Genomic DNA, 21597 nt, shown 5'->3' with positions numbered 1-21597 from the left:
CGATGTGTCCGCCCGTATCACCGATCCCGAGCAGCTCAAGGAGCTCCTCGGGATTCCGTTCACCCCGGAGCAGACGGCGTGCATCGTCGCGTCGCCCGCCCCGCAGGTGATCGTGGCCGGAGCCGGGTCGGGCAAGACGACGGTGATGGCGGCCCGCGTGGTGTGGCTGGTCGGCACCGGCCAGGTCGCCCCCGAACAGGTCCTCGGCCTGACCTTCACCAACAAGGCCGCCGGAGAACTCGCCGAACGCGTCCGCAAGGCCCTCGTCAAGGCCGGCGTCACGGACCCCGACGTCATCGACCCGGACAACCCGCCGGGCGAGCCGGTGATCTCCACGTACCACGCCTTCGCGGGCCGCCTGCTGACCGACCACGGTCTGCGCATCGGCCTCGAACCGACCTCCCGCCTCCTCGCCGACGCCACCCGCTTCCAACTCGCCGCACGCGTGCTCCGCGAGGCCCCCGGCCCCTACCCGGCCCTCACCCGCTCCTTCGCCGACCTGGTCAGCGACCTGCTCAACCTCGACGCCGAACTCGCCGAGCACCTGGTCCGCCCCGAGGCCCTGCGCGCGCACGACGCGGAACTGTTGCTCACCCTTCAGGCCGCCAGGCTCACCAACGCCGATCTGCGCAAGGTTCCCGAGACGGCCGCCGCACGCCGTGAACTCGCCGAGCTGGTGGTGCGCTACCGCGCCGCCAAACGCGAGCGCGACCTTCTCGACTTCGGTGACCAGATCGCCCTCTCCGCGCAGCTCGCCGGAATCCCCGAAGTGGGCCGCGTCCTGCGCGACGAGTTCCGCGTGGTCCTCCTCGACGAGTACCAGGACACGTCCGTCGCCCAACGCGTCCTTCTGGCGGGCCTGTTCGGCGACGGCACCGGACACCCCGTGACCGCAGTCGGCGACCCCTGCCAGGCGATCTACGGCTGGCGCGGCGCCTCCGTCGCCAACCTCGACGACTTCCCCGAGCACTTCGCCCACCCCGGCGGCCGCCCCGCCACCCGCCAGGCGCTCAGCGAGAACCGCCGCAGCGGCGGCCGACTCCTCGACCTCGCCAACGACCTCGCGGAGCCCCTGCGCGCCATGCACGCGGGCGTGGAGGCCCTGCGCCCCACGCCTGGCGCCGAACGCGACGGCACGGTGCGCTGCGCACTGCTGCCCACGCACGACGAGGAGATGGAGTGGCTCGCCGACTCCATTGCCCATCTGGTGCGCACGGGCACCGCCCCCGGCGAGATCGCCGTCCTGTGCCGTACGGCGACCGACTTCGCCGAGATCCAGGGCGCGCTGGTCGCCCGGGACATCCCGGTCGAGGTGGTCGGCCTGTCCGGGCTGCTGCATCTGCCCGAGGTCGCCGACCTGGTCGCGGTCTGCGAGGTCCTCCAGGACCCGGGCGCCAACGCCTCCCTGGTCCGGCTGCTCACCGGCCCGCGCTGGCGCATCGGCCCGCGCGACCTCGCCCTGCTGGGGCGACGCGCGCGGCTGCTGGTGTCCCACGCGCGCGTGGACGGCGACGACGACCCGGACCGCAGGCTCGCCGAGGCCGTCGAGGGGGTCGACCCGGCCGAGGTGATCTCGCTCGCGGACGCCCTCGACACGTTCCTGGAGACACCGCTGGACGGCGGCGGTGACGACGACGCGCTGCCCTTCTCGCCGGACGCGCGCGTACGGTTCGCACGGCTGGCCACGGAACTGCGGGACCTGCGCCGCTCCCTGTCCGACCCGCTGATGGACGTCCTCCACCGTGTCCTCGCGGTCACCGGCCTGGAGGTGGAGCTGTCGGCGTCCCCGCACGCGCTGGCCGCCCGCCGCCGCGAGACCCTGTCCAACTTCCTCGACATCGCCGCCTCGTTCGCCGCCGGTGACAACGAGGCGACCCTGCTCGCCTTCCTCGGCTTCCTGCGCACCGCCGCCCAGTACGAGAAGGGCCTCGACAACGCCCTGCCCGGCGGCGAGAACACCGTCAAGGTGCTCACCGCCCACAAGTCCAAGGGCCTGGAGTGGGACGTGGTCGCCGTCCCCGGCCTGGTCACCGGCACCTTCCCCAGCACCCAGGGCCGTGAGAAGTGGACCGCCCAGGCCAAGGTGCTCCCGCACGAGCTGCGCGGCGACGCCGACACGCTCCCCGACGTCGCCTCCTGGGACTCGCGCGGTCTGAAGGCCTTCCATGAGGCCATGAAGGACCACCAGCACACCGAGGAACTCCGCCTGGGCTACGTCACCTTCACCCGGCCCCGCTCCCTGCTCCTCGGCTCCGGCCACTGGTGGGGCCCCAGCCAGAAGAAGCCGCGCGGCCCCTCCGACTTCCTGCGGGCCCTGTACGACCACTGCGTGGCCGGACACGGCGAGATCGAGGCGTGGGCCGACGAGCCGGGCGAGGACGAGGAGAACCCGGCCCTGCACCGGGAGAGCGCCGACCAGGTGTGGCCGCTGCCGCTCGACGCCGCCGCCCTCGCCCGGCGCCGAGCGGCCGCCGAGACGGTGCTGTCCCACCTGGCCCGCCTGGAGAGCCTCGGCTCCCACGAGGACGCCCACCCCGCCGCGACCCACGACCCGGACAGCTACGACGACCCGGACTGGCCTCCGCCGCCGGACGACGACGAACCGTTCGCCGACGCCATCCACGAGGCCGGCGATCCCTTCGGGGACGACGGTGCGCCCGAGGCCGACCCTGCGCCGGAGATCGACCGTGCGCCCGAAGCCGACCGGCCCTTCGTCGACGCCCCGGGCGACCCGGATGACCCGGACGACTGGGACTCCTGGACGACCGACCGCCCGACCATCCCGCACCAGGCGACCTCCCCGGAGCCCCCGGCCGAGCGACCCGCGCGCCCTCACCCGACAGAACCGGAACCCCTGACTCCCGAGGAGGCCCGCACCGTCTCCTCCTGGGACCGCGACCTCGACGCGCTCACCGGGGAGCTGCTGCGCGCCCGCGCGAGCATCACCGATGTACCCCTGCCCGCGTCGCTCACCGCGTCGCAGCTGCTGCGCCTCGCCGCCGACCCGGACGGATTCGCGCAGGAACTCGCGCGCCCCATGCCGCGCCCCTCACAACCCGCCGCACGCCGAGGCACCCGGTTCCACGCCTGGGTGGAGGCGCGCTTCGAAGAGCTGACGCTGCCCATGCTGGAGCCGGACGACCTGCCCGGCAGCGAGGCCGAGATCGCCGACGAGCGCGACCTGGAGGCCCTCAAGGACGCCTTCGAACGCAGCGCATACGCGCACCGCACGCCGTACCGGGTCGAGGCCCCGTTCCAGCTCTCGATCGCCGGCCGCGTCGTACGGGGCCGTATCGACGCCGTCTACAAGGAAGGCGACGGGGACGGGGCGACGTACGAGATCGTGGACTGGAAGACCAACCGCGCGCGTACCGCCGACCCGCTCCAGCTCGCCCTGTACCGGCTCGCCTGGGCCGAGCAGCAGGGCGTACCCCTGGAGTCGGTCGACGCGGCGTTCCTCTACGTCCGCAGCGGCGAGGTCGTACGCCCGGACGATCTGCCGGACCGGTCGGCGCTGGAGCGGCTGCTGACCGAGGAGCCGGTCGCCGAGGTGAACTGTGAGGAACCGCCCAACCGGGATGTCGGTGCGGGCCGATAGGCTCGTGACCATGAGCCAGACTCCGGACAGCGCCGTCCGTCAGTACATCGAGCAGCATCGCGCCGCCTTCCTCGACGACCTCGCCGAGTGGCTGCGTATTCCGTCCGTGTCGGCCCAGCCCGACCACGCGCCCGATGTACGCCGCAGCGCCGACTGGCTCGCCGCCAGGCTCCAGGAGACCGGCTTCCCGACCGTTGAGGTCTGGCCCACGCAGGGAGCGCCCGCCGTCTTCGCCGAATGGCCCTCTGACGACCCCGACGCACCCACGATCCTCGTCTACGGCCACCATGACGTGCAGCCCGCCGCCCGCGAGGACGGCTGGGACAGCGAGCCCTTCGAGCCGGTCGTCCGTGACGGGCGTCTCTACGGGCGCGGGGCGGCCGACGACAAGGGCCAGGTGTTCTTCCACACACTCGGCGTGCGCACCCACCTCGCCACCACCGGCCGCACCGCCCCCGCCGTCAACCTGAAGCTGCTGATCGAGGGCGAGGAGGAATCCGGCTCCCCGCACTTCCGCGCTCTCGTCGAGGCCGAGGCGCAGCGGCTCGCGGCCGACGCCGTGATCGTGTCCGACACCGGCATGTGGTCCGAGGACACCCCCACCGTCTGCACCGGCATGCGTGGCCTCGCCGAGTGCGAGATCCGGCTTCAGGGCCCCGACCAGGACATCCACTCCGGCTCCTTCGGCGGTGCCGTCCCCAACCCGGCCACCGCGGCCGCCCGCCTGGTCGCCGCTCTGCACGACGAGCACGCGCGCGTGGCGATCCCCGGCTTCTACGACGGCGTGGTCGAACTGACCGACCGCGAGCGCGAACTCTTCGCCGAGCTGCCGTTCGACGAGGCGAGGTGGCTGCGCACCGCCAAGTCGTACGCCACCCACGGCGAGGCCGGTCACACCACCCTGGAGCGCATCTGGGCCCGGCCCACCGCCGAGGTCAACGGCATCGGAGGCGGCTACCAGGGCCCCGGCAGCAAGACGATCATCCCGTCCTCGGCCATGGTGAAGCTCTCCTTCCGGCTGGTCGCCGGGCAGGACCCCGACCACATCGAGAAGGCCGTCCACGCCTGGGCCGCCGACCAGGTTCCCGCCGGGATCCGCTGCGAGATCACCTTCAGTGGCGCCACGCGCCCGTGCCTGACGCCACTGGACCACCCCGCCCTGCAATCCGTCGTACGTGCCATGGGCCGAGCCTTCGAGGGCCCCGTCCGCTTCACGCGCGAAGGCGGTTCGGGCCCCGCCGCCGACCTCCAGGACGTTCTCGGCGCACCCGTGCTCTTCCTCGGCATCTCCGTCCCCTCCGACGGCTGGCACGCCCCGAACGAGAAGGTCGAGCTGGACCTGCTCCTCAAAGGCGTCGAGACCACCGCCTACCTGTGGGGCGACCTGGCGGCGAACTGGCGCCATGCACCCTGAGACACCCGGCCCGTCCGGAGGGGCATCGCGCGCGGGGCACACTGGAGACACCGCCCCGCACCGCCAGACCCCGCCGGACCAGGTCGCCTCCCGTCCCACGTCCCGCCGATCCACCCGCCGAAGCACACCGTTCCACTGGGGGAGTTGGAAGCACCCGTGACCACCTGGACCGACCACACCGCCGACCGACCCATCTCGCTCACCGCCCCGAGCGGCATCGACCGCGCAGCCCACCACCGGCTCGACGAGGCATGGCTCGCGGCGGCGTGGAGCCACCCCACGACCCGTTGCTTCGTGGTCTCCGGCGGTCAGGTCCTCATCGACGAGACGGCGGACGGGCGCACCGAGCTCGTCATGACCCCCTCCTTCGAGGCCCCGCTCACCGAGGCACATCGCTACTTCCTCGGCATCGACGAGGACGGCGTCAGCTACTTCGCCCTTCAGAAGGACGCGCTGCCCGGCCGCATCGACCAGTCCGCGCGCCCGGCCGGTCTGCGCGAGGCGGGCCTGCTGCTGTCGCCGCGCGACGTCGGCCTGATGGTGCACGCCGTCGGCCTGGAGAACTGGCAGCGCACCCACCGTTTCTGCTCCCGCTGCGGCGAGCGCACCGTGATCGCCGCGGCCGGCCACATCCGGCGCTGCCCCGCCTGCGGCGCCGAGCACTACCCGCGCACCGACCCCGCGGTGATCATGGCTGTCACCGACGAGGACGATCGCATCCTCCTCGGCCGCCAGGTCCACTGGCCCGAGGGCCGCTTCTCGACGCTCGCCGGCTTCGTCGAGCCCGGTGAGTCCATCGAGCAGGCGGTCCGCCGCGAGGTCTACGAGGAGGCCGGTATCACCGTCGGCCAGGTCGAGTACGTCGCCAGCCAGCCCTGGCCGTTCCCGTCCAGCCTCATGCTGGGCTTCATGGCCCGTGCCACGTCCACCGAGGTCGAGGTCGACGGCGACGAGATCCACGAGGCCCGCTGGTTCTCCCGCGAGGAACTGCGCACCGCCTTCGACTCCGGCGAGGTTCTGCCGCCCTACGGCATCTCGATCGCGGCGCGCCTGATCGAACTCTGGTACGGAAAGCCTCTGCCGACGAGGAGCTTCGTCTGAGAGGTCGGGCACGCCCGGCCCGTACCGCGAGCACCGCGTCCACCACCGCGCCGTCTCGCCGACCGCACAAAAAGAAGGCGGCCCCTGAACCGCTTCAGGGGCCGCCTTCCGAGAACCGCACGCGCGCTGCGGTCAGGCGCCGATCTTCTGCTTGACCTGCGCCAGCGACGGGTTCGTCAGCGTCGAACCGTCGGCGAAGAGCACGGTCGGGACCGTCTGGTTTCCGCCATTCGCCTTCTCGACGAACACCGCGGACTCGGGGTCCTGCTCGATGTTGATCTCCGTGTACGCGATGCCCTCGCGGTCCAGCTGCTTCTTCAGCCGCTGGCAGTAGCCGCACCAGGTGGTGCTGTACATCGTCACAGTGCCCTGCATGTCTCGCGCGCTCCTCTGATAGCTCGGCGGAACAGGTCGTCCAGAGGGGGAACGTACGCGACCTGCCCGCCATTCCCGCCCGCCCACATGACGCCTGCCGCATTGGTACGACTATCGGTGCCTGCCTGTGGACAACCGGCACAGCCGCCTCCGGCGACCTGGCAGCATGGCCGTGTGACAGCAGCAACGCACTCCACCCTCTTCCCGCAGGCACCGGACTCGGCCGACGCGGTGCTCGAAGGGCTCGACCCCGAGCAGCGCGAGGTCGCCACCGCCCTGCACGGACCGGTGTGCGTACTCGCGGGCGCCGGCACCGGCAAGACCCGGGCGATCACCCACCGCATCGCCTACGGGGTGCGCGCCGGCATCCTCCAGCCCTCCAGCGTGCTCGCCGTCACCTTCACCAACCGCGCCGCCGGAGAGATGCGCGGCCGGCTGCGCCAGCTCGGCGCCGTCGGAGTCCAGGCCCGTACGTTCCACTCCGCCGCCCTGCGCCAGCTCCAGTACTTCTGGCCGAAAGCGATCGGCGGCTCCCTGCCCCGCATCGTCGACCGCAAGGTCCAACTCGTCGCCGACGCGGCAGCCGCCTGCCACATCCGCCTGGACCGCAATGAACTGCGGGACGTCACGGCAGAGATCGAGTGGTCCAAGGTCACCCAGACCGTCCCCGCCGACTACCCGCTCGCCTCCGCCCGAGCGGGCCGCGACGCCCCCCGCGACCCGGCTGAGATCGCCCAGATCTACAACATCTACGAGGACCTCAAGCGAAGCCGCTCGGTCATCGACTTCGAGGACGTCCTGCTGCTCACCGTCGCCGTCCTCCAGGACCGGCACGACATCGCCGATCAGGTCCGCTCCCAGTACCAGCACTTCGTGGTCGACGAGTACCAGGACGTCAGCCCGCTCCAGCAGCGTCTGCTGGAGCTCTGGCTCGGCGACCGGGACAACCTGTGCGTGGTCGGCGACGCGAGCCAGACGATCTACTCGTTCACCGGAGCGACCCCCGACCACCTCCTCGACTTCCGCACCCGCCACCCCGGGGCCACCGTCGTGAAGCTGGTCCGCGACTATCGCTCCACCCCCCAGGTCGTCCACCTCGCCAACGGCCTCCTCGCCCAGGCCAGCGGACGCGCCGCGGACCACCGCCTGGAACTGATCTCCCAGCGCGCCCCGGGCCCCGAACCCGTCTACACCGAGCACACCGACGAGCCCGCCGAGGCCGAGGGCGCCGCACGCCGTATCCGCGAACTCATCGACTCCGGCGTCCCGGCCGGCGAGATCGCCATCCTGTTCCGTACGAACTCCCAGTCCGAGACCTACGAGCAGGCCCTCGCCGACGTGGGCGTCCCCTACCAGTTGCGCGGCGCCGAGCGGTTCTTCGACCGTCCCGAGGTGCGCAAGGCGAGCATCGCCCTGCGCGGCGCGGCCCGCTTCGGCGGCAACGACGCCCTCCTCGACGACGTCGTCGACCTGCCCTCCCAGGTCCGTGCCGTCCTGTCCGGAGAGGGCTGGACGACCCAGCCGCCGGCCGGTTCCGGTGCCGTCAGAGAGCGCTGGGAGTCACTGGCGGCCCTGGTGAACCTCGCCCAGGACTTCGCCGTCGCCAAGCCCGGCGCCACCCTCGCCGACCTCGTCGCCGAGCTCGACGAGCGCGCGAACGCCCAGCACGCCCCGACCGTCCAAGGCGTCACCCTCGCCTCCCTGCACTCGGCCAAGGGGCTGGAATGGGACGTCGTCTTCCTGGTCGGCGTCGCCGAGGGCATGATGCCGATCACCTACGCGAAGACCGACGAACAGATCGAGGAGGAGCGCCGCCTCCTCTACGTCGGTGTCACCCGTGCCCGGCAGCATCTCCACGTCTCCTGGGCGCTCACCCGCGCACCTGGCGGCCGCCCCAACCGCCGCCCCAGCCGCTTCCTCGACGGACTGCGCCCCGGCTCGGCGACCGCCGCGGGACGAGCCGCCGCCGGTGGCCCGGGCGGCGTCGAGCGCGGTTTCACCAGCAGACCGGAAGCCGCCCCGCGCCGGACCCAGCGCACCCCGGCGCGCTGCCGCGTCTGCGGGCGCACGCTCACCGAGGCGGGTGAGATGAAGCTGATGCGCTGCGAGGACTGCCCCTCCGACATGGACGAGGGCCTCTACGAACGCCTCCGCGAATGGCGCGGAGTGCAGGCGAAGCTCAGCGGACAGCCGGAGTTCTGCGTCTTCACGGACCGGACCCTGATGGCGATCGCCGAGACGGAGCCGACCAGTCCGGTTGAGCTCTCCCGCATCCCCGGCGTCCTCAAGCGCAAGCTCGACCGCTACGGAGCCGATGTGCTGGCCATCTGCGCAGGCCAGGCGCTTGGGGCGGGCGCGGACGACGAGTGATACGAACTCGTCGAAAAAATAGTTTGCGCATGCCCCAGCAATCCCCATAGGTTCTTATCCACGGGAACGGAGGCCTTCTCGGAGGCCCCAATTCCGTGTTCTACTTGCATACCCGTCGGACTGGCTCACCCCAGTCCCCCGAGACGCCGAGAGGAGGCGAGTCCAGTGATCAGCATCAACGCCAGCACCATCAGCACCGTCAAAATGACCGATCGCTCGGTCGTCGCCTCCCTGTGCATGCTCGGCACCTCGAACCCGGGCACCGGTCTGTCCGGCATTCGTGCCGTCCGTCCGGCGTCCTCCGTGTCTCTGGCGGGTCTTCCCGTCCGTGAGCGCAATGAGCGACCGACCAAGGCACTGGAAGCGGCAGTAGTGGCACAGGCCAAGGCCTATGCCTTTACGGCGACCGGTGCCGGAAGCCGGAAGCAGACGACGCAGCACCACCAGATGTGGGCCTTCCGTGGGCCAGAACCCTGGAGTGATCCAGCCTGACAGTGATCAGGCCGGCGCCTTCAGGGCCGCGGAACCCCATCCGGGATCCGCGGCCCTTCTGTTTGTCCCCGAACGGGGATGACGGAGCGAAGGGGCCTCGGGACAAGGCAAAACCCGGTACCAACCGCCACCCGGTCCCACCGGACCGGAACGAAAAGACGAGGAAGACGAACCGTGCAACTCGAAGCGCACGCCCCGTCCGTACCGCCCTCAGACGCGATCCCCAAGCCCGGTCTCACGGAGGACTCCACCTTGACCCCCCTCACGGCGCTCACCGCGCTCGACGACGCCATCGAGAACCTCGGCGTACCCGTCCCCTGCCGCTCCTACGACCCGGAGGTCTTCTTCGCCGAGTCGCCGGCGGACGTCGAGTACGCCAAGTCCCTCTGCCGCACCTGCCCGCTGATCGAGGCCTGCCTCGCCGGTGCCAAGGAGCGGCGTGAGCCCTGGGGCGTCTGGGGTGGCGAGCTGTTCGTCCAGGGTGTTGTCGTCGCCCGGAAGCGGCCCCGTGGTCGCCCGCGCAAGAACCCGGTCACGGCATGAACACCGTAGGCACGATCGACCGTCCCCTCACGCACGACCCCCAGAAGCAGGCCCCGATGAAGCCGTCCACCAACGAACTCGCAGGCTCCGCGCCTGAAGACTTCACCACCAGTGGCGCGAACGACTCGCGTCAGAACAGGAACCGAGAGATGCAACTCATCCAAGAAGCCCTGGCACGTGCGCATATGCACGATCGACAGCGCGAGGCGGAGCAGGAACGCCAGGCTGTGCGCCTGGCGGCCGCCCGCCGGATGCAGCGCCGAGCCGAGCGCGCCTCGCTCCGCGCTCGCCGTGCGCTTGCCATGGCGGTCATGCAGTAACCGCAGTAACCGACCTCGCCATCAGGCGATTGCCTCCCGCCGAGGGAGGCGCGGTACACACCCTCGGGGGCCGGTCCGATCGAACGGACCGGCCCCCGAGGTGCGTTGCGTCCGGCGATCGGCGAGCGGCGGCGATATCGTCGCCGAGTGACGAGTCTTTCCGGAGGCAGTGACAGCGGCGGCTCCGCCGCAGAGCCCCAGACCCTCGTGTGCGCCCGCTGCGGCGCCGAGGCCCGGGCCCCGCAGCCCACCTGGACCTACTCCGTGGAGAACGGCACCCGCCGCTACTTCTGTGACACCTGTTCCCGGGAGAACCTCAGGGCGATCGAGGGGCGGTTGGACTCCGCCTGGTGGTAGGGGCCGCTGTTCCTCCTCGGAGGCTCCCCTCGCCCCGCCTCTCGACCGGGCCCGCACAGCCGGGGCCGGCTCAAGCCTCCGCCGCCGCCCCCTCCTCCGTCGGCTCGTCCGGCATGAAGCCCGGCAGCCACTCCTCCAGTTCCGCGCGCATGCGTACCGTCGCGCCCAGCTGGCACAGGACACCGATCGTGCTCAGAGTCACCCGGTGGATAAGGAGGTACGCCGGAGGCAGATTGAGCTGCTTGCCCAGTTGGTAGGCCGGGGAGCGGGGGTCGGCCACGCGGCCGGCCTGGCTGCGCATCCAGCCGCGGGTGAAGGTGAACTCGTCGACCTGGGCCGGTTCGATGATCGGCAGGAGGTAGTCGAGGACGGCGTCGGGGTCCAGGTCGATGGACTCCTTGACGAAGCCCTCGGCGCAGAGGAGCTCGTAGACGGATTCCGCGTCGCCGTCCAGGGTCATGCGCAGGGAGTCGCCGATCGGGCTCGGCAGGCCGCCCGGGAGGCGGTCGACCGTGCCGAAGTCCAGGACACCCAGCCGCCAGTCCTCCTTGCCGTCGGGGTCGCCGGGCAGGAGCCGGAAGTTCCCCGGGTGCGGGTCGGCGTGCAGCAGGCCCGTGCGGGCGGGACCGGAGAAGAGGAAGCGGGCCAGGAGCTGGCCGGCACGGTCACGCTGCTCCTGGGTGCCGTCGGAGATCACCTCCGAGAGCGGGATGCCGTCGATCCACTCCGTGACCAGGACCTGCTCGCACTGATGGACCACGGCCGGCACCAGGACATCCGGATCGTCGGCGAACTCGTCCGCATGGGCCTGCTGGGCCTGGGCCTCCAGGCCGTAGTCCAACTCCTCGGAGACCCGGTCCTTGAGCTCCGTGATCAGCGGCTTGATGTCCATGCCGGGAATCAGCGGACCCAAGAGTCGAGCAAAACGGCTCAATTGGTTCAGGTCGGACAGGAGGGCCTCGCCGGCTCCCGGGTACTGCACCTTGACGGCCACCTCACGGCCGTCGTGCCACACCCCGCGATGCACCTGGCCGATCGAGGCGGCCGCGGACGGCTTGTCCTCGAACTCCAGGAACAGGTCCTGCCAGTCCTCGCCGAGCCGCTCCGCGAGCACCGAGTGCACGGTGCGCGTCGGCATCGGCGGTGCCGCCTCCTGAAGCTTCGTGAGCGCCGCGCGGTAGGGGCCGGCGATCTCCTCGGGCAGGGCCGACTCGAAGACGGACAGGGCCTGGCCGAACTTCATCGCGCCGCCCTTGAGCTCGCCGAGCACCTTGAACATCTGCTCAGCGGTGCGCTGCTGCAATTCGCGGCCGACGAGCTCGGCGGACTCGCCGACGATCCGCTTGCCGAGTCCCCAGGTCGCCCGCCCGGCGAAGCCGAGCGGAAGCGCGGCGAGCTTGGCGGTACGGGTGACCGCCTTGCGAGGAAGATCAGACATGCGCCCTCCAGGTCCCAGCCGACCGCTCCGTGTCTGCCTTACGGCACGACTCCTTCGACGGCCCTTGCTCCGCCATTGTCTCGCGCGACTCCGCTTCCTCGGAGGGGTGTTCTCCCTCACCTTTGTTCGCGGCGCGGCACAAGCATGCCGGATGTGCCCACACCGGCCGGGAATGCCAGCTCAGACCGGGTAGGGCTACTTCCCAGCGTGCACCCGCGCTCGACGGAATCCGACCGTCCAGAAAGGTGAGGGCGTGGGCTGCCGCCAGTCCGGCGACCGTGGTGGCCAGGGTGAGATCGCAGGGCCGGACCTCGCGTGGCCTTCCGGAGCCCGAGCTCCACTGTGCCACCAGACGGGGCCAGGCCGGATCCCGGTCGGTGCGGCCCTCGTGCAGGCAGCCGGCGCAGGCGGTCTCACCGGGCAGGACGAGAGGGCCGACCACACCGGTTCCCTCCACGACACCCGCGTACAGGTGAGGGGTGCCGGACGTGATCAGGGGCTGGGCGGCGGACGGGGAAGGGGCGTGCACGGCAACGTCGTCCCGGGGCGCGATGATCACCAGCGAGTGGCCGGTCCCCTCCTCTCCGGGCGGTGAGTGGGGTCCGCGACGCTGTGGGCGGTCGGGTGCACGGTGACGGGCGGCCCGGCGCGCGGCCTCGTCCCTGCGGTCGCCGACCGACTCCGCGGGCAGCCCGCCCGGCGCCACGTCCCACGGTTCGACCCGGCCGACGTCCCGCACATCGATGTCGCCGACGCCCGCGGCCGACAGCAGTGAGGCCACCATGGCACCCACCCGGCCGGCGCCCCTGACCTGTACGCGCAGAGAGCGGCGGGCGATCAGACGGTCCATCGCCTCGCCCGGTTCGGACGTGGTCAAGGACAGCGACGCCAGGTCGGGGCGCAGGCGGTCCAGGACGTCCTTCTTGTGCCGCAGGGCGTCGCCCGCCGGGCCGCCCGCTTTTGCGTCGTCCAGAAGGCCGGCCCCGGCGAGTCGGCGGACCAGCCTGTCGACATGGCCGTCCGGCAGATCCATCCGGCGCCCCTCCTCGCGCAACAACTCAAGTCCCCGGGTGCCGTTGAGCAGATCGAGGAAACTGCCCGTAGCCGTGTCCATCGGACCCAGTGTCAGCGCATGCGCCGGAGTCATCCCGAATTGCACGGTGTTGAGGTAGCGCCAGCCGCGTTTCAGCGCAGGCTTGATCTGAGGAGCGCGGGGAGTCGTCGGAGATGGAGATGGAGATGGAGGTGTTGGTGGGGGCTGTGTCGGTGAAGCTGACGATTCATCTGAAATCGCCGCATCTGTCATACGCATGAGCAGACCCCCGTAGCCGTCGTGGAACATCCCCGTGTTCGTTGCGGCGGAGCTCGGTCGAAGCTCCGCCCGCGACTGCCAGCATGCCCAAACGCGGTCTCCGGTGCCGAAAGTTGTCCACAGGCGGTGGATATTCGTCGTACAAATCAAACGCATGGTGGGGGATCGGGATCGAACCGTCCCGGAGTCGGGACTTCCTTCATGTGCAACGGGTAACGTCGGGGCGTGTCCGCCGACCCACTGCACCGCGCCGGAACGCCACAGCGCAGTACGACGAGCCAGCCGCCGAGCGGCACGGGGGCGAGCGCGATCGAGGTCCGCAGGAGCGCCCGGCGCCGCCGGACGGTCTCGGCGTACCGCGAGGGCGATCGCACCGTCGTGCTCATCCCCGCCCGGATGTCCGAGGCCGAGGAGCAGCGCTGGGTGAACGTCATGCTGGACAAGCTGGCCGCCCAGGAGAGCAAGCGGGTCCTCGGCGACGCCGAGCTGGCCGAGCGAGCCGAGCGGCTGTCGGGTCAGTACCTGGACGGCCGCGCCCGGCCCAACTCGGTGCGCTGGGTCACCAACCAGAACACCCGTTGGGGCTCGTGCACCCCGGCCGAGGGCAGCATCCGTCTGTCGCACCGGTTGCAGGGCATGCCCGAGTACGTCGTCGACTACGTCCTCCTGCACGAACTCGCGCATCTCCTGGTGCCCGGACACGGGCCGCGCTTCTGGCGGCTGCTGGAGCCCTATCCCCGTACCGAGCGGGCCAAGGGGTATCTCGAAGGGGTCGTCGCCGCCGAGCGGTTGCCGCATCTGCCGAGCGCGCGCGGCGAATGAGCCCGAGGAGCCCGCGTCGGCACCCGTCCCGCGCCGAGGCATCCCGGAGTCGCTGATTCCGTTCGGTTGGGCGCGGGTTGTGTACCGGGTCTGTACCGGCTTCGTCCGATGTCGGAGTTTGCCGTTAGCCTGACGCGACGCACTCGTATTCGGGATGGGGGACGGTCGTTACGCATGGCCAGGGAATTCCAACGCGGCCACAAGGCCAAGATCAGTGACCTCACGCCGGGCACGGATCTGTACGTAGGGGTACAGATCGGCGCCCCAGGGCTGACCTTCGACATCAGCTGCTTCGGTCTCGACGCCGACGAACGGCTTTCGGACGACCGCTATTTCGTCTTCTTCAACCAGCCGAAGTCCCCGGAGGAGTCCATTCAGCTCCTCGGTGCCCAGGCGGGCGACACGGAGTCCTTCCGGGTCACGCTCGACAAGATCCCCCCGCAGATCCAGAAGCTGTCCTTCACGGCGACGCTCGACGGCGCCGGACAGATGTCGCAGATCGGCCCCGGATACATCCGCATCGTCGCCGGTGGCGAGGAGGTGGCCCGGTACGCCTTCAACGGCACGGAGTTCACCACCGAACGCGCCGTGATGCTGGGTGACTTCTACCTGAAGGACGTGTGGCGTTTCGCCGCCGTCGGACAGGGCTTCGACGGCGGTCTGGACGCGCTGCTGAAGAACTTCGGCGGCGAGGTCGCCGAGGAGGAGACGCCCGCCGCCCCGCAGCAGCCGCAAACCGGAGCCACACCCGGCTTCGCCCCGCCCGCGCAGACCGCCGCGCCCGCGCCCGCCGCGCCTCCCGCGTTCGGCGCTCCGGCCCCCGCGCCCGCGCCCGCTCCGGCCCCCGCGCCGCAGCCCGCCGCGCAGGGCTTCGCGCCGCCCCCGGGTTCCACCCCGCCGCCGCCGTCCCCGGCGCCCGCGCCCTCGGTGCATGCCCAGCCGACGATCGTCGCGCCCATGACACCGCCCGGCGGAGCCCCGCCGCCCCCCGCCCCGGCACCCGCGCCCTATGGCCAGCCGGGCCAGCAGCCGCCTTACGGCCAGCCCGGTCAGCAGGCGCCGTACGGCCAGGCCCAGGCACCCGCGCCGACCGCCCCGCCGCCTCCCGGCTACGGTCACCCGCAGGCCCCACCCCCGCCGCCCGGTTACGGCCAGCCGACCCCGCCCCCGGGCTACGGTCAGCAGCCGCCCTACGGCCAGGTCCCGGGCCAGCAGGCCCCGTACGGAGCTCCCCAGGGCGCCCCGCAGGGTGCGCCTCAGGGCCCGGGTGTGGCCGCCGCGCTCCAGCAGTTCAAGGAGACGCCCACCGGTCAGCGCTGGACGCAGCAGAACAAGAAGCTCGTCCGGGTCGACCTCGGTATCGGCGGTCAGCCCGTGCTCGCCCGACAGGGCAGCATGGTGCTCTACCAGGGCAAGGTCGACTTCAGCTACAAGGGCGCCGGCTTCTCCGGGCGGATCGTGGGCAACGCGACCGGCCAGGAGATGCAGCTGATGCGCTGCACCGGCCAGGGCCAGGTGTTCCTCGCCGAGAACTCCACGATGCTGCACCCCATCGAGCTCCAGGGCGACGGCATCTGCGTCTCCGCCGAGAACGTCCTCGCCTTCGACGAGGGCCTCCAGTACGAGGTCCGCCGTATCGAGGGCCACGGCATTCCCGGTGGCGCGCTGTTCACGATGCAGTTCACGGGCACCGGCACGATCGTCGTCAAGACGCACGGCACGCCCGTCGTGCTGCCGGTCACGCCCACGACGTTCGCCGACTGCAACGCCGTCGTCGCCTGGTCGTCCGCCGCCCAGGTGGTCGTCTCCAGCCAGGTGCGCATGCGCCGCAACGCCTATCCCGGCGACACCGGCGAGAGCGTGAACCTACAGTTCCGGGGCGCGCCGGGGAACTTCATCGTCGTCCAGCCGTACGAGATCTGAGGGAGAGCCCGTCATGAACCAGCCGCTCGCGGGCTACGCCCCCGCACCGGTCACCGCGCGCATGGAGAACCACGGCAACCACATGCTGAAGGTCGCCATGCAGACCGGGAACGACCTTCTCGCGCGCGTGGGCTCGATGGTCGCCTACGAGGGCTTCGTCCAGTACGAGCCCAACCCGCCCGCCGTCCGCCAGATCGCCAAGGACTGGATGACCGGCGAAGGCGCGCCCTTGATGAAGTGCTCCGGTGACGGCCTGCTGTACCTCGCCGACTACGGCGCGAACGTCGTCGTGCTCAACCTCAACGGCGACGGCATCTCCGTCAACGCCACCAACCTGCTTGCCTTCGACGCGCACCTGACGTGGGGCGTCGAGCGGGTCAAGGGCCTTGCGAAGTTCGCCGGGCAGGGTCTGTGGAACACCAAGATCTCCGGGCAGGGCTGGGTCGCGCTGACCTCCCGGGGCAAGCCGATCGTCGTCGACTGCGGCGGCGGCGAGGACGAGACCTACGTCGACCCGGACGCGCTGGTCGCGTGGTCCCCGAACCTCAAGGTGAAGGGCAAGCGCAGCTTCAAGGCGCAGTCGCTCATCGGCCGGGGCAGCGGTGAGGCATACCAGATGGCCTTCTCCGGCCAGGGCATCGTCGTCGTCCAGCCGAGCGAGGACAGTACCGACCGCCTCCGGGTCCGGGGCTGAGGGGGAGCACGAGAACGCCATGCAGAGCCCGATTTTCGCTTACAACGATCAGCAGACCCAGGACCGCTGGAGCTTGCAGAACAAGCAGATGCTCCGCGTCGCCCTGGAGGGCCACGACGACATCCTCGCCCGCAAGGGCACGATGGTCGCCTATCAGGGACTCGTCGAGTTCGACGCCGAGTACCAGAGCAACCAGCAGGGACGCGCGCGTGCGCGCACCGGGGAGGGCCTGGACCTCATGCGCTGCCACGGGCAGGGCACGGTCTACCTCGCCAACCTCAAGCAGCACGTCCATGTCATGGACGTCGACCAGGACGGGCTGACCGTCGACAGCAGCTATGTGCTGGCGATGGACTCCTCGCTGCATCACGAGGTCATCGCCGTGGACAGCCTCTACGGCATCTCCGGCTCCGGGAAGTACCAGCTCAACATCTCCGGCCGCGGCAAGGTCGCCCTCATGACCTCCGGGATGCCGCTGATGATGCAGGTGACGCCCGACAAGTACGTCAACTGCGACGCCGACGCGATCGTCGCCTGGTCGACCGCGCTGCGGGTGCAGATGCAGGCCCAGACGCACTCCTCCGGGGTGTGGCGCCGCCGGGGCAACACCGGTGAGGGCTGGGAGCTCAGCTTCATGGGCGCCGGCTACGCACTCGTCCAGCCCAGTGAGCTGCTGCCACCGCAGAACGCCCAGATCGGCTCCGGCCTCGCCGCGCAGTACGGCATGGGGCAGCAGGGGGCTCGCGGTCAGAACCAGGGCAACGTCTGGAGTTGATCGCTCCGCGGGGCGAGCCGAGGGTTTCGTGGGCTGTGCGTCGCCCTCTGGCCGCCCCGTTGTGGGTGGCTGGTCGCGCAGTTCCTCGCGCCCCTTTTGGGGCGCGGCCCGCGCGGCCTGTGTCTAGGGGCGACCGGCTTTCGCGGTCGCCCCTTGGGCGTTCACAGGCGGGCGCGGGTTGCTTCCAGCAGGCGTACGACCGACTCGTCCGCCACGTCCGCGACCTCGTCGTAGGCGAACCAGCGCAGGTCCAGTGACTCGTCGCTGATCGCCTCCACGGCGTCCGCCGGGGCGAGTGCCGCGTACTGGACGTCGAGGTGCCAGGCGCACGGCGTGTGATGGCGGTCCAGGCGGACCGGGCCGCCCGGCAGCAGGGACAGCCCGACGACACCGGACTCCTCGGTCGCCTCGCGCAGGGCTGCCGCCGCCAGCGTGTCGTCGGACGGTTCGCAGTGCCCGCCCATCTGAAGCCACATCCGCAGCTTCTTGTGAAGGGTCAGCAGCACTCGCTCGCGCGACGGGTCGATCACCAGCGCGCTCGCCGTGATGTGCCCGTCGCCGCAGGCCTTCCACATGCCGTCCGGGTGCGTCTCCAGGTGCTCCAGATACGTACGCCGCAGCTCCTCCTGGTCCTCGTAGCCCTTCAGCACGAGGACCGCGTCGTCGTACAGGCTCACTCGGTGTCGTCGCCCTTGGAGTCGTCCTCGGAGCCGTCGTCCTTCTTCAGGTCCGGCTTCCCGGCCGAGCCGCCGGCCGCCTCGCCGAGCATCTTGTCCAGCTCGGAGAAGTCGATCTGCTCGCGGTGCACGAAGCCGTCCGGGTCGTCCAGGTCGTGGGCCGTCGGCAGCATGTCCGGGTGGGCCCACAGGGCGTCACGGCCGTCGACGCCGCGCGCGTCCGTGAGCGAGGCCCACAGGCGGGAGGCGTCGCGCAGGCGGCGCGGGCGGAGTTCGAGGCCGATCAGCGTGGCGAACGTCTGCTCGGCCGGACCGCCCGAGGCGCGCCGGCGGCGCAGCGTTTCACGAAGGGCGTCGGCGGACGACAGACGCGGCTTGGCGGCGGCGTGGACCACCGCGTCGACCCAGCCCTCGACGAGCGCCAGAGCCGTCTCCAGACGAGCCAGAGCGGCCTTCTGCTCCGGGGTGTCCTCCGGCTGGAACATGCCCTGCTGGAGCGCGTCCTGCAACTGCTCCGGGTTCTGCGGGTCGAACTGGCCGACGACGTCCTCCAGCTTGGCCGTGTCGACCTTGATCCCGCGCGCGTAGCCGTCGACCGCGCCGAACAGGTGCGAGCGCAGCCACGGCACATGCGCGAAGAGCCGCTGGTGGGCCGCCTCGCGCAGGGCGAGATACAGCCGCACCTCCTCCTTCGGCACGCCCAGGTCCTTGCCGAACGCCTCGATGTTCACCGGCAGCAGCGCGGCCTTGCCGGCCGGGCCGAGCGGCAGGCCGATGTCGGTGGAGCCGACGACCTCGCCCGCGAGCACGCCGACGGCCTGCCCGATCTGCGTGCCGAACATGGCCCCGCCCATGGAGCGCATCATGCCGATCAGCGGGCCGGCCATGGCCTGCATCTCCTCCGGCAGCACGTCGCCCATGGCGGTGCCGACGCGCTCGGCGACCGGGTCGACGAGCTCCTGCCACGCGGGCAGGGTCGCCTCGACCCACTCCGCGCGGCTCCACGCCACGGCGGTGCTCGCGCCGGACGGCAGGGACGTGGCGTCGTCCAGCCACAGGTCTGCCAGGCGGACGGCCTCCTGGACGGCGGTGCGCTCGGCGGCGCCGACGCTCGCGTCCTTCGTGCCGTCGGCGGTGCCCTGGGAGACGGTCTGGCGCGCGATCTGCTTGGCCATGTCCCAGTTCACCGGGCCGCCCTCGTAGGAGAGCATCTGGCCCAGCTGCTGGAACGCGGCGCCCAGGTCGGTGGGGTTCAGCGAACCGAACATGGCTGCGAACGGATTGTCGGCACCGCCCCCCATGCCACCGGCACCGGGCAGCCCGCCGAAACCGAACGGGTTGGCCGGTCCCTGACCACCACCGCTCTGCGGGTCCTTCTTCTTGCCCTCGTCGCCGTCGTCCGGCTCCTCCGGCGGAAGGCCGAATCCGAATGGGGTGTCACTCACGGGATTCCTCGGCTGTTAAGGCCACCGGCTGGCGCCGGCGGCACGACTGCCCGATAACACCACCCAGCGTAGACACCGCGAGCCGATCGGGCCTCGGTGCTCCGCCGACTCCCGGCCTGCGGCAGGATGGATGCCACCTGGTACGTACGCGTCACTCGCGTCCGTACTGAAGACAACCGCTGGAGACGCCCGGTGAGTTCCCCTGATCCGCAGGTTCGCGCAGCGCGAAACCAGTCAACCCCTCCCGCGCGCGGCGTGCGCGGCCCCGTGGTCGCGGTGACCGGCGCCGCGTCCGGGATCGGTGCGCTGCTCACGGAGCGGCTGGTCGCGTCCGACGAGGTCAAGCAGGTCATCGCCATCGATGAGCGGCGCGGTGACTGTGCGGCGGCGCAGTGGCACATCCTGGACGTGCGGGATCCGGCCATCGCGGAGAAGCTGCGGGGCGCCGACGTGGTCGTGCACCTGGCGCTCGACCTGGATCTGGAGACGGATCCGGCCGCGCGGACCGCATACAACGTTCGGGGGACGCAGACCGTTCTGACCGCCGCAGCGGCGGCCGGTGTCCACCGGGTGGTGCTGTGCACCTCGGCGATGGTCTACGGGGCCCTGCCGGACAACGAGCTGCCGCTGTCCGAGGACGCGGAACTGCGCGCCACGGCGGAGGCCACCGGCGTAGGTGACCTCCTGGAGATCGAGCGCCTCGCGCGCAGGGCGCCCCGGGCGCACCCCGGACTCAATGTCACCGTGGTGCGGCCGGCGATCCTGGTCGGCGGCACCGACACCGCGCTGACCAGGTACTTCGAGTCGCCCCGCCTGCTCGTGGTCGCCGGCTCGCGGCCCGCCTGGCAGTTCTGCCATGTCGAGGATCTGTGCGGCGCCCTGGAGTACGCCGTCCTGGAGAAGGTCGACGGGGAACTCACCGTCGGATGCGACGGCTGGCTGGAACAGGAGGAGGTCGAGGAGCTCAGCGGAATCCGGCGGATGGAGCTGCCCTCGGCGGTCGCGCTGGGCGCGGCTGCCCGGCTGCACCGCATCGGCCTGACGCCCTCCCCGGCCGGCGACCTGGCCTACACGATGTACCCGTGGGTGGTGAGCGGCAGCAGGCTGCATGACGCGGGCTGGCGGCCGCAGTGGACCAACGAGGAAGTGCTCGCCGAACTCCTGGACGAGGTCTCCGGCAGGCACACGGTCGCGGGCCGGCGGCTCGGCCGCAAGGACGCGACGGCGGCCGGGGCGGCGGGCGCGACGGTGGCGCTGCTGGGCGCGGCGGCGGTGGTGCGACGGGCGCGGAAGGCCCGGCGGCGGATCTGAGCCCCCGATTCCTCCGGCCGCGCGGCTGTAGGAGGCTCCAAAGCCGCACACGCGCGTGCCGGTCGATGACGCTATTCCCCGCCCCCGCGCGCGTGGGGCACGATGGGGCCATGGCACCTACCAACGATCACCCCGGCGAGCAGGGCGCTCAGGACCCCGTCAAGCTCATCGCCCTCCGCGAGACGGCCCTGTCCCTGGACGAGGTCTTCCGGGCCGTCGGGGACGACGCCGCCGGTGGGACCGCGCTCTTCGTGGGCACGGTGCGCAACCACGACGGGGGCGCCGACGTCGACGAGCTCGGCTACTCGTGCCATCCCACCGCCGAGGCCGAGATGCGGCGGATCGCCGAGAAGGTCGTCGCCGAGTACCCGGTGCGGGCGCTCGCGGCTGTGCACCGGATCGGGGACCTCGCCGTCGGTGATCTCGCCGTCGTCGTCGCCGTCTCCTGCCCCCATCGCGGAGAGGCCTTCGAGGCCTGCCGGAAGCTGATCGACGATCTCAAGCACGAGGTGCCGATCTGGAAGCACCAGAAGTTCTCCGACGGGACCGAGGAGTGGGTCGGAGCCTGCTGATCCGCCTGCCCGCCCGGCCTGTCTGACCCCGTCGACCCCACTCCGCTTGCGTAACCGC

Annotated in this window: 19 protein-coding genes; 14 read left to right on the top strand and 5 right to left on the bottom strand. The window is 71.2% G+C overall.

Annotated elements, in window-relative coordinates:
• The first annotated feature begins 4 nt into the window (after window positions 1–4).
• The 3 genes from ACIQWG_RS19605 (at window position 5) to nudC (ending at window position 6113) form a co-directional block, all read left to right on the top strand.
• Window positions 5–3598, top strand: coding sequence for a UvrD-helicase domain-containing protein (locus tag ACIQWG_RS19605; protein ID WP_404097122.1), 3594 nt, complete (start codon window positions 5–7; stop codon window positions 3596–3598).
• 10 nt (window positions 3599–3608) lie between these two features.
• Complete coding sequence (locus ACIQWG_RS19600; protein ID WP_404097119.1) at window positions 3609–5012, top strand: dipeptidase; 1404 nt, start codon at window positions 3609–3611, stop codon at window positions 5010–5012.
• Between the two features lie 156 nt (window positions 5013–5168).
• Window positions 5169–6113 (top strand): NAD(+) diphosphatase, encoded by a 945-nt coding sequence (gene nudC, locus ACIQWG_RS19595; protein ID WP_404097116.1) that lies wholly within the window; start codon window positions 5169–5171, stop codon window positions 6111–6113.
• A 132-nt stretch (window positions 6114–6245) separates the two neighbouring features.
• Here nudC and ACIQWG_RS19590 read toward each other — a convergent pair whose 3' ends face one another.
• Window positions 6246–6488 carry a mycoredoxin gene (locus ACIQWG_RS19590; protein WP_404097113.1) on the bottom strand — a complete coding sequence of 81 codons (243 nt, stop codon included), beginning with the start codon at window positions 6486–6488 and terminating at the stop codon, window positions 6246–6248.
• An 87-nt stretch (window positions 6489–6575) separates the two neighbouring features.
• On the opposite strand from ACIQWG_RS19590, the gene ACIQWG_RS19585 reads away from it, so the two are divergent.
• From ACIQWG_RS19585 to ACIQWG_RS19565, 5 genes are all read left to right on the top strand, one after another.
• The gene (locus ACIQWG_RS19585) at window positions 6576–8858 is read left to right on the top strand and encodes an ATP-dependent DNA helicase UvrD2 (RefSeq protein ID WP_404097110.1); all 2283 of its coding nucleotides are present in this window, start codon (window positions 6576–6578) and stop codon (window positions 8856–8858) included.
• A 165-nt stretch (window positions 8859–9023) separates the two neighbouring features.
• Entirely contained in the window at window positions 9024–9350 is a 327-nt protein-coding gene (locus tag ACIQWG_RS19580; RefSeq protein WP_404097107.1) for a hypothetical protein, read from the top strand.
• A 174-nt stretch (window positions 9351–9524) separates the two neighbouring features.
• Entirely contained in the window at window positions 9525–9893 is a 369-nt protein-coding gene (locus ACIQWG_RS19575; RefSeq protein ID WP_109496206.1) for a WhiB family transcriptional regulator, read from the top strand.
• Window positions 9890–10213 carry a hypothetical protein gene (locus tag ACIQWG_RS19570; RefSeq protein ID WP_404097103.1) on the top strand — a complete coding sequence of 108 codons (324 nt, stop codon included), beginning with the start codon at window positions 9890–9892 and terminating at the stop codon, window positions 10211–10213. The genes ACIQWG_RS19575 and ACIQWG_RS19570 overlap by 4 nt, the downstream gene beginning before the upstream one ends.
• Before the next feature lie 147 nt (window positions 10214–10360).
• Window positions 10361–10570 (top strand): hypothetical protein, encoded by a 210-nt coding sequence (locus ACIQWG_RS19565; RefSeq protein ID WP_404097100.1) that lies wholly within the window; start codon window positions 10361–10363, stop codon window positions 10568–10570.
• Window positions 10571–10640: 70 nt separating this feature from the next.
• Here ACIQWG_RS19565 and ACIQWG_RS19560 read toward each other — a convergent pair whose 3' ends face one another.
• Window positions 10641–12008 carry an ABC1 kinase family protein gene (locus ACIQWG_RS19560; protein ID WP_404097097.1) on the bottom strand — a complete coding sequence of 456 codons (1368 nt, stop codon included), beginning with the start codon at window positions 12006–12008 and terminating at the stop codon, window positions 10641–10643.
• A complete protein-coding gene (locus ACIQWG_RS19555; RefSeq protein WP_404097094.1) occupies window positions 12001–13155 on the bottom strand; it encodes a ThiF family adenylyltransferase in 1155 nt (384 codons plus the stop codon). Before ACIQWG_RS19555 ends, ACIQWG_RS19560 begins: the two co-directional genes overlap by 8 nt.
• 390 nt (window positions 13156–13545) lie before the next feature.
• On the opposite strand from ACIQWG_RS19555, the gene ACIQWG_RS19550 reads away from it, so the two are divergent.
• From ACIQWG_RS19550 to ACIQWG_RS19535, 4 genes are all read left to right on the top strand, one after another.
• Window positions 13546–14142, top strand: a complete 597-nt coding sequence (locus ACIQWG_RS19550) for a M48 family metallopeptidase (RefSeq protein ID WP_404097091.1) — start codon at window positions 13546–13548, stop codon at window positions 14140–14142.
• A 174-nt stretch (window positions 14143–14316) separates the two neighbouring features.
• Window positions 14317–16065 (top strand): TerD family protein, encoded by a 1749-nt coding sequence (locus ACIQWG_RS19545; RefSeq protein WP_404097088.1) that lies wholly within the window; start codon window positions 14317–14319, stop codon window positions 16063–16065.
• Between the two features lie 13 nt (window positions 16066–16078).
• Complete coding sequence (locus ACIQWG_RS19540; RefSeq protein WP_404097084.1) at window positions 16079–16759, top strand: AIM24 family protein; 681 nt, start codon at window positions 16079–16081, stop codon at window positions 16757–16759.
• A gap of 19 nt (window positions 16760–16778) precedes the next feature.
• Window positions 16779–17534, top strand: a complete 756-nt coding sequence (locus ACIQWG_RS19535; protein WP_404097081.1) for an AIM24 family protein — start codon at window positions 16779–16781, stop codon at window positions 17532–17534.
• 161 nt (window positions 17535–17695) lie between these two features.
• Here the strand turns inward: ACIQWG_RS19535 and ACIQWG_RS19530 are convergent, their stop codons facing one another.
• On the bottom strand, window positions 17696–18211 hold the full coding sequence (locus ACIQWG_RS19530; RefSeq protein WP_404097078.1) for an NUDIX hydrolase: 516 nt from the start codon (window positions 18209–18211) through the stop codon (window positions 17696–17698).
• Window positions 18208–19656: a zinc-dependent metalloprotease gene (locus ACIQWG_RS19525; RefSeq protein WP_404097075.1), complete on the bottom strand. Its 1449-nt coding sequence runs from the start codon at window positions 19654–19656 to the stop codon at window positions 18208–18210. Before ACIQWG_RS19525 ends, ACIQWG_RS19530 begins: the two co-directional genes overlap by 4 nt.
• Before the next feature lie 192 nt (window positions 19657–19848).
• Here ACIQWG_RS19525 and ACIQWG_RS19520 point away from each other — a divergent pair, with 192 nt between their 5' ends.
• Together ACIQWG_RS19520 and ACIQWG_RS19515 are read left to right on the top strand one after the other, a co-directional pair.
• Window positions 19849–20967: an SDR family oxidoreductase gene (locus tag ACIQWG_RS19520; RefSeq protein ID WP_404097072.1), complete on the top strand. Its 1119-nt coding sequence runs from the start codon at window positions 19849–19851 to the stop codon at window positions 20965–20967.
• A gap of 110 nt (window positions 20968–21077) precedes the next feature.
• The gene (locus tag ACIQWG_RS19515; protein ID WP_404097069.1) at window positions 21078–21539 is read left to right on the top strand and encodes a molybdenum cofactor biosynthesis protein MoaE; all 462 of its coding nucleotides are present in this window, start codon (window positions 21078–21080) and stop codon (window positions 21537–21539) included.
• Window positions 21540–21597 lie beyond the last annotated feature (58 nt).

The organism is Streptomyces sp. NPDC098781 (assembly GCF_044759995.1).
Lineage (GTDB): Bacteria > Actinomycetota > Actinomycetes > Streptomycetales > Streptomycetaceae > Streptomyces.
Note: the sequence above shows the minus strand (reverse complement) of the source record. Positions and strands in the feature narration are given on the sequence as shown.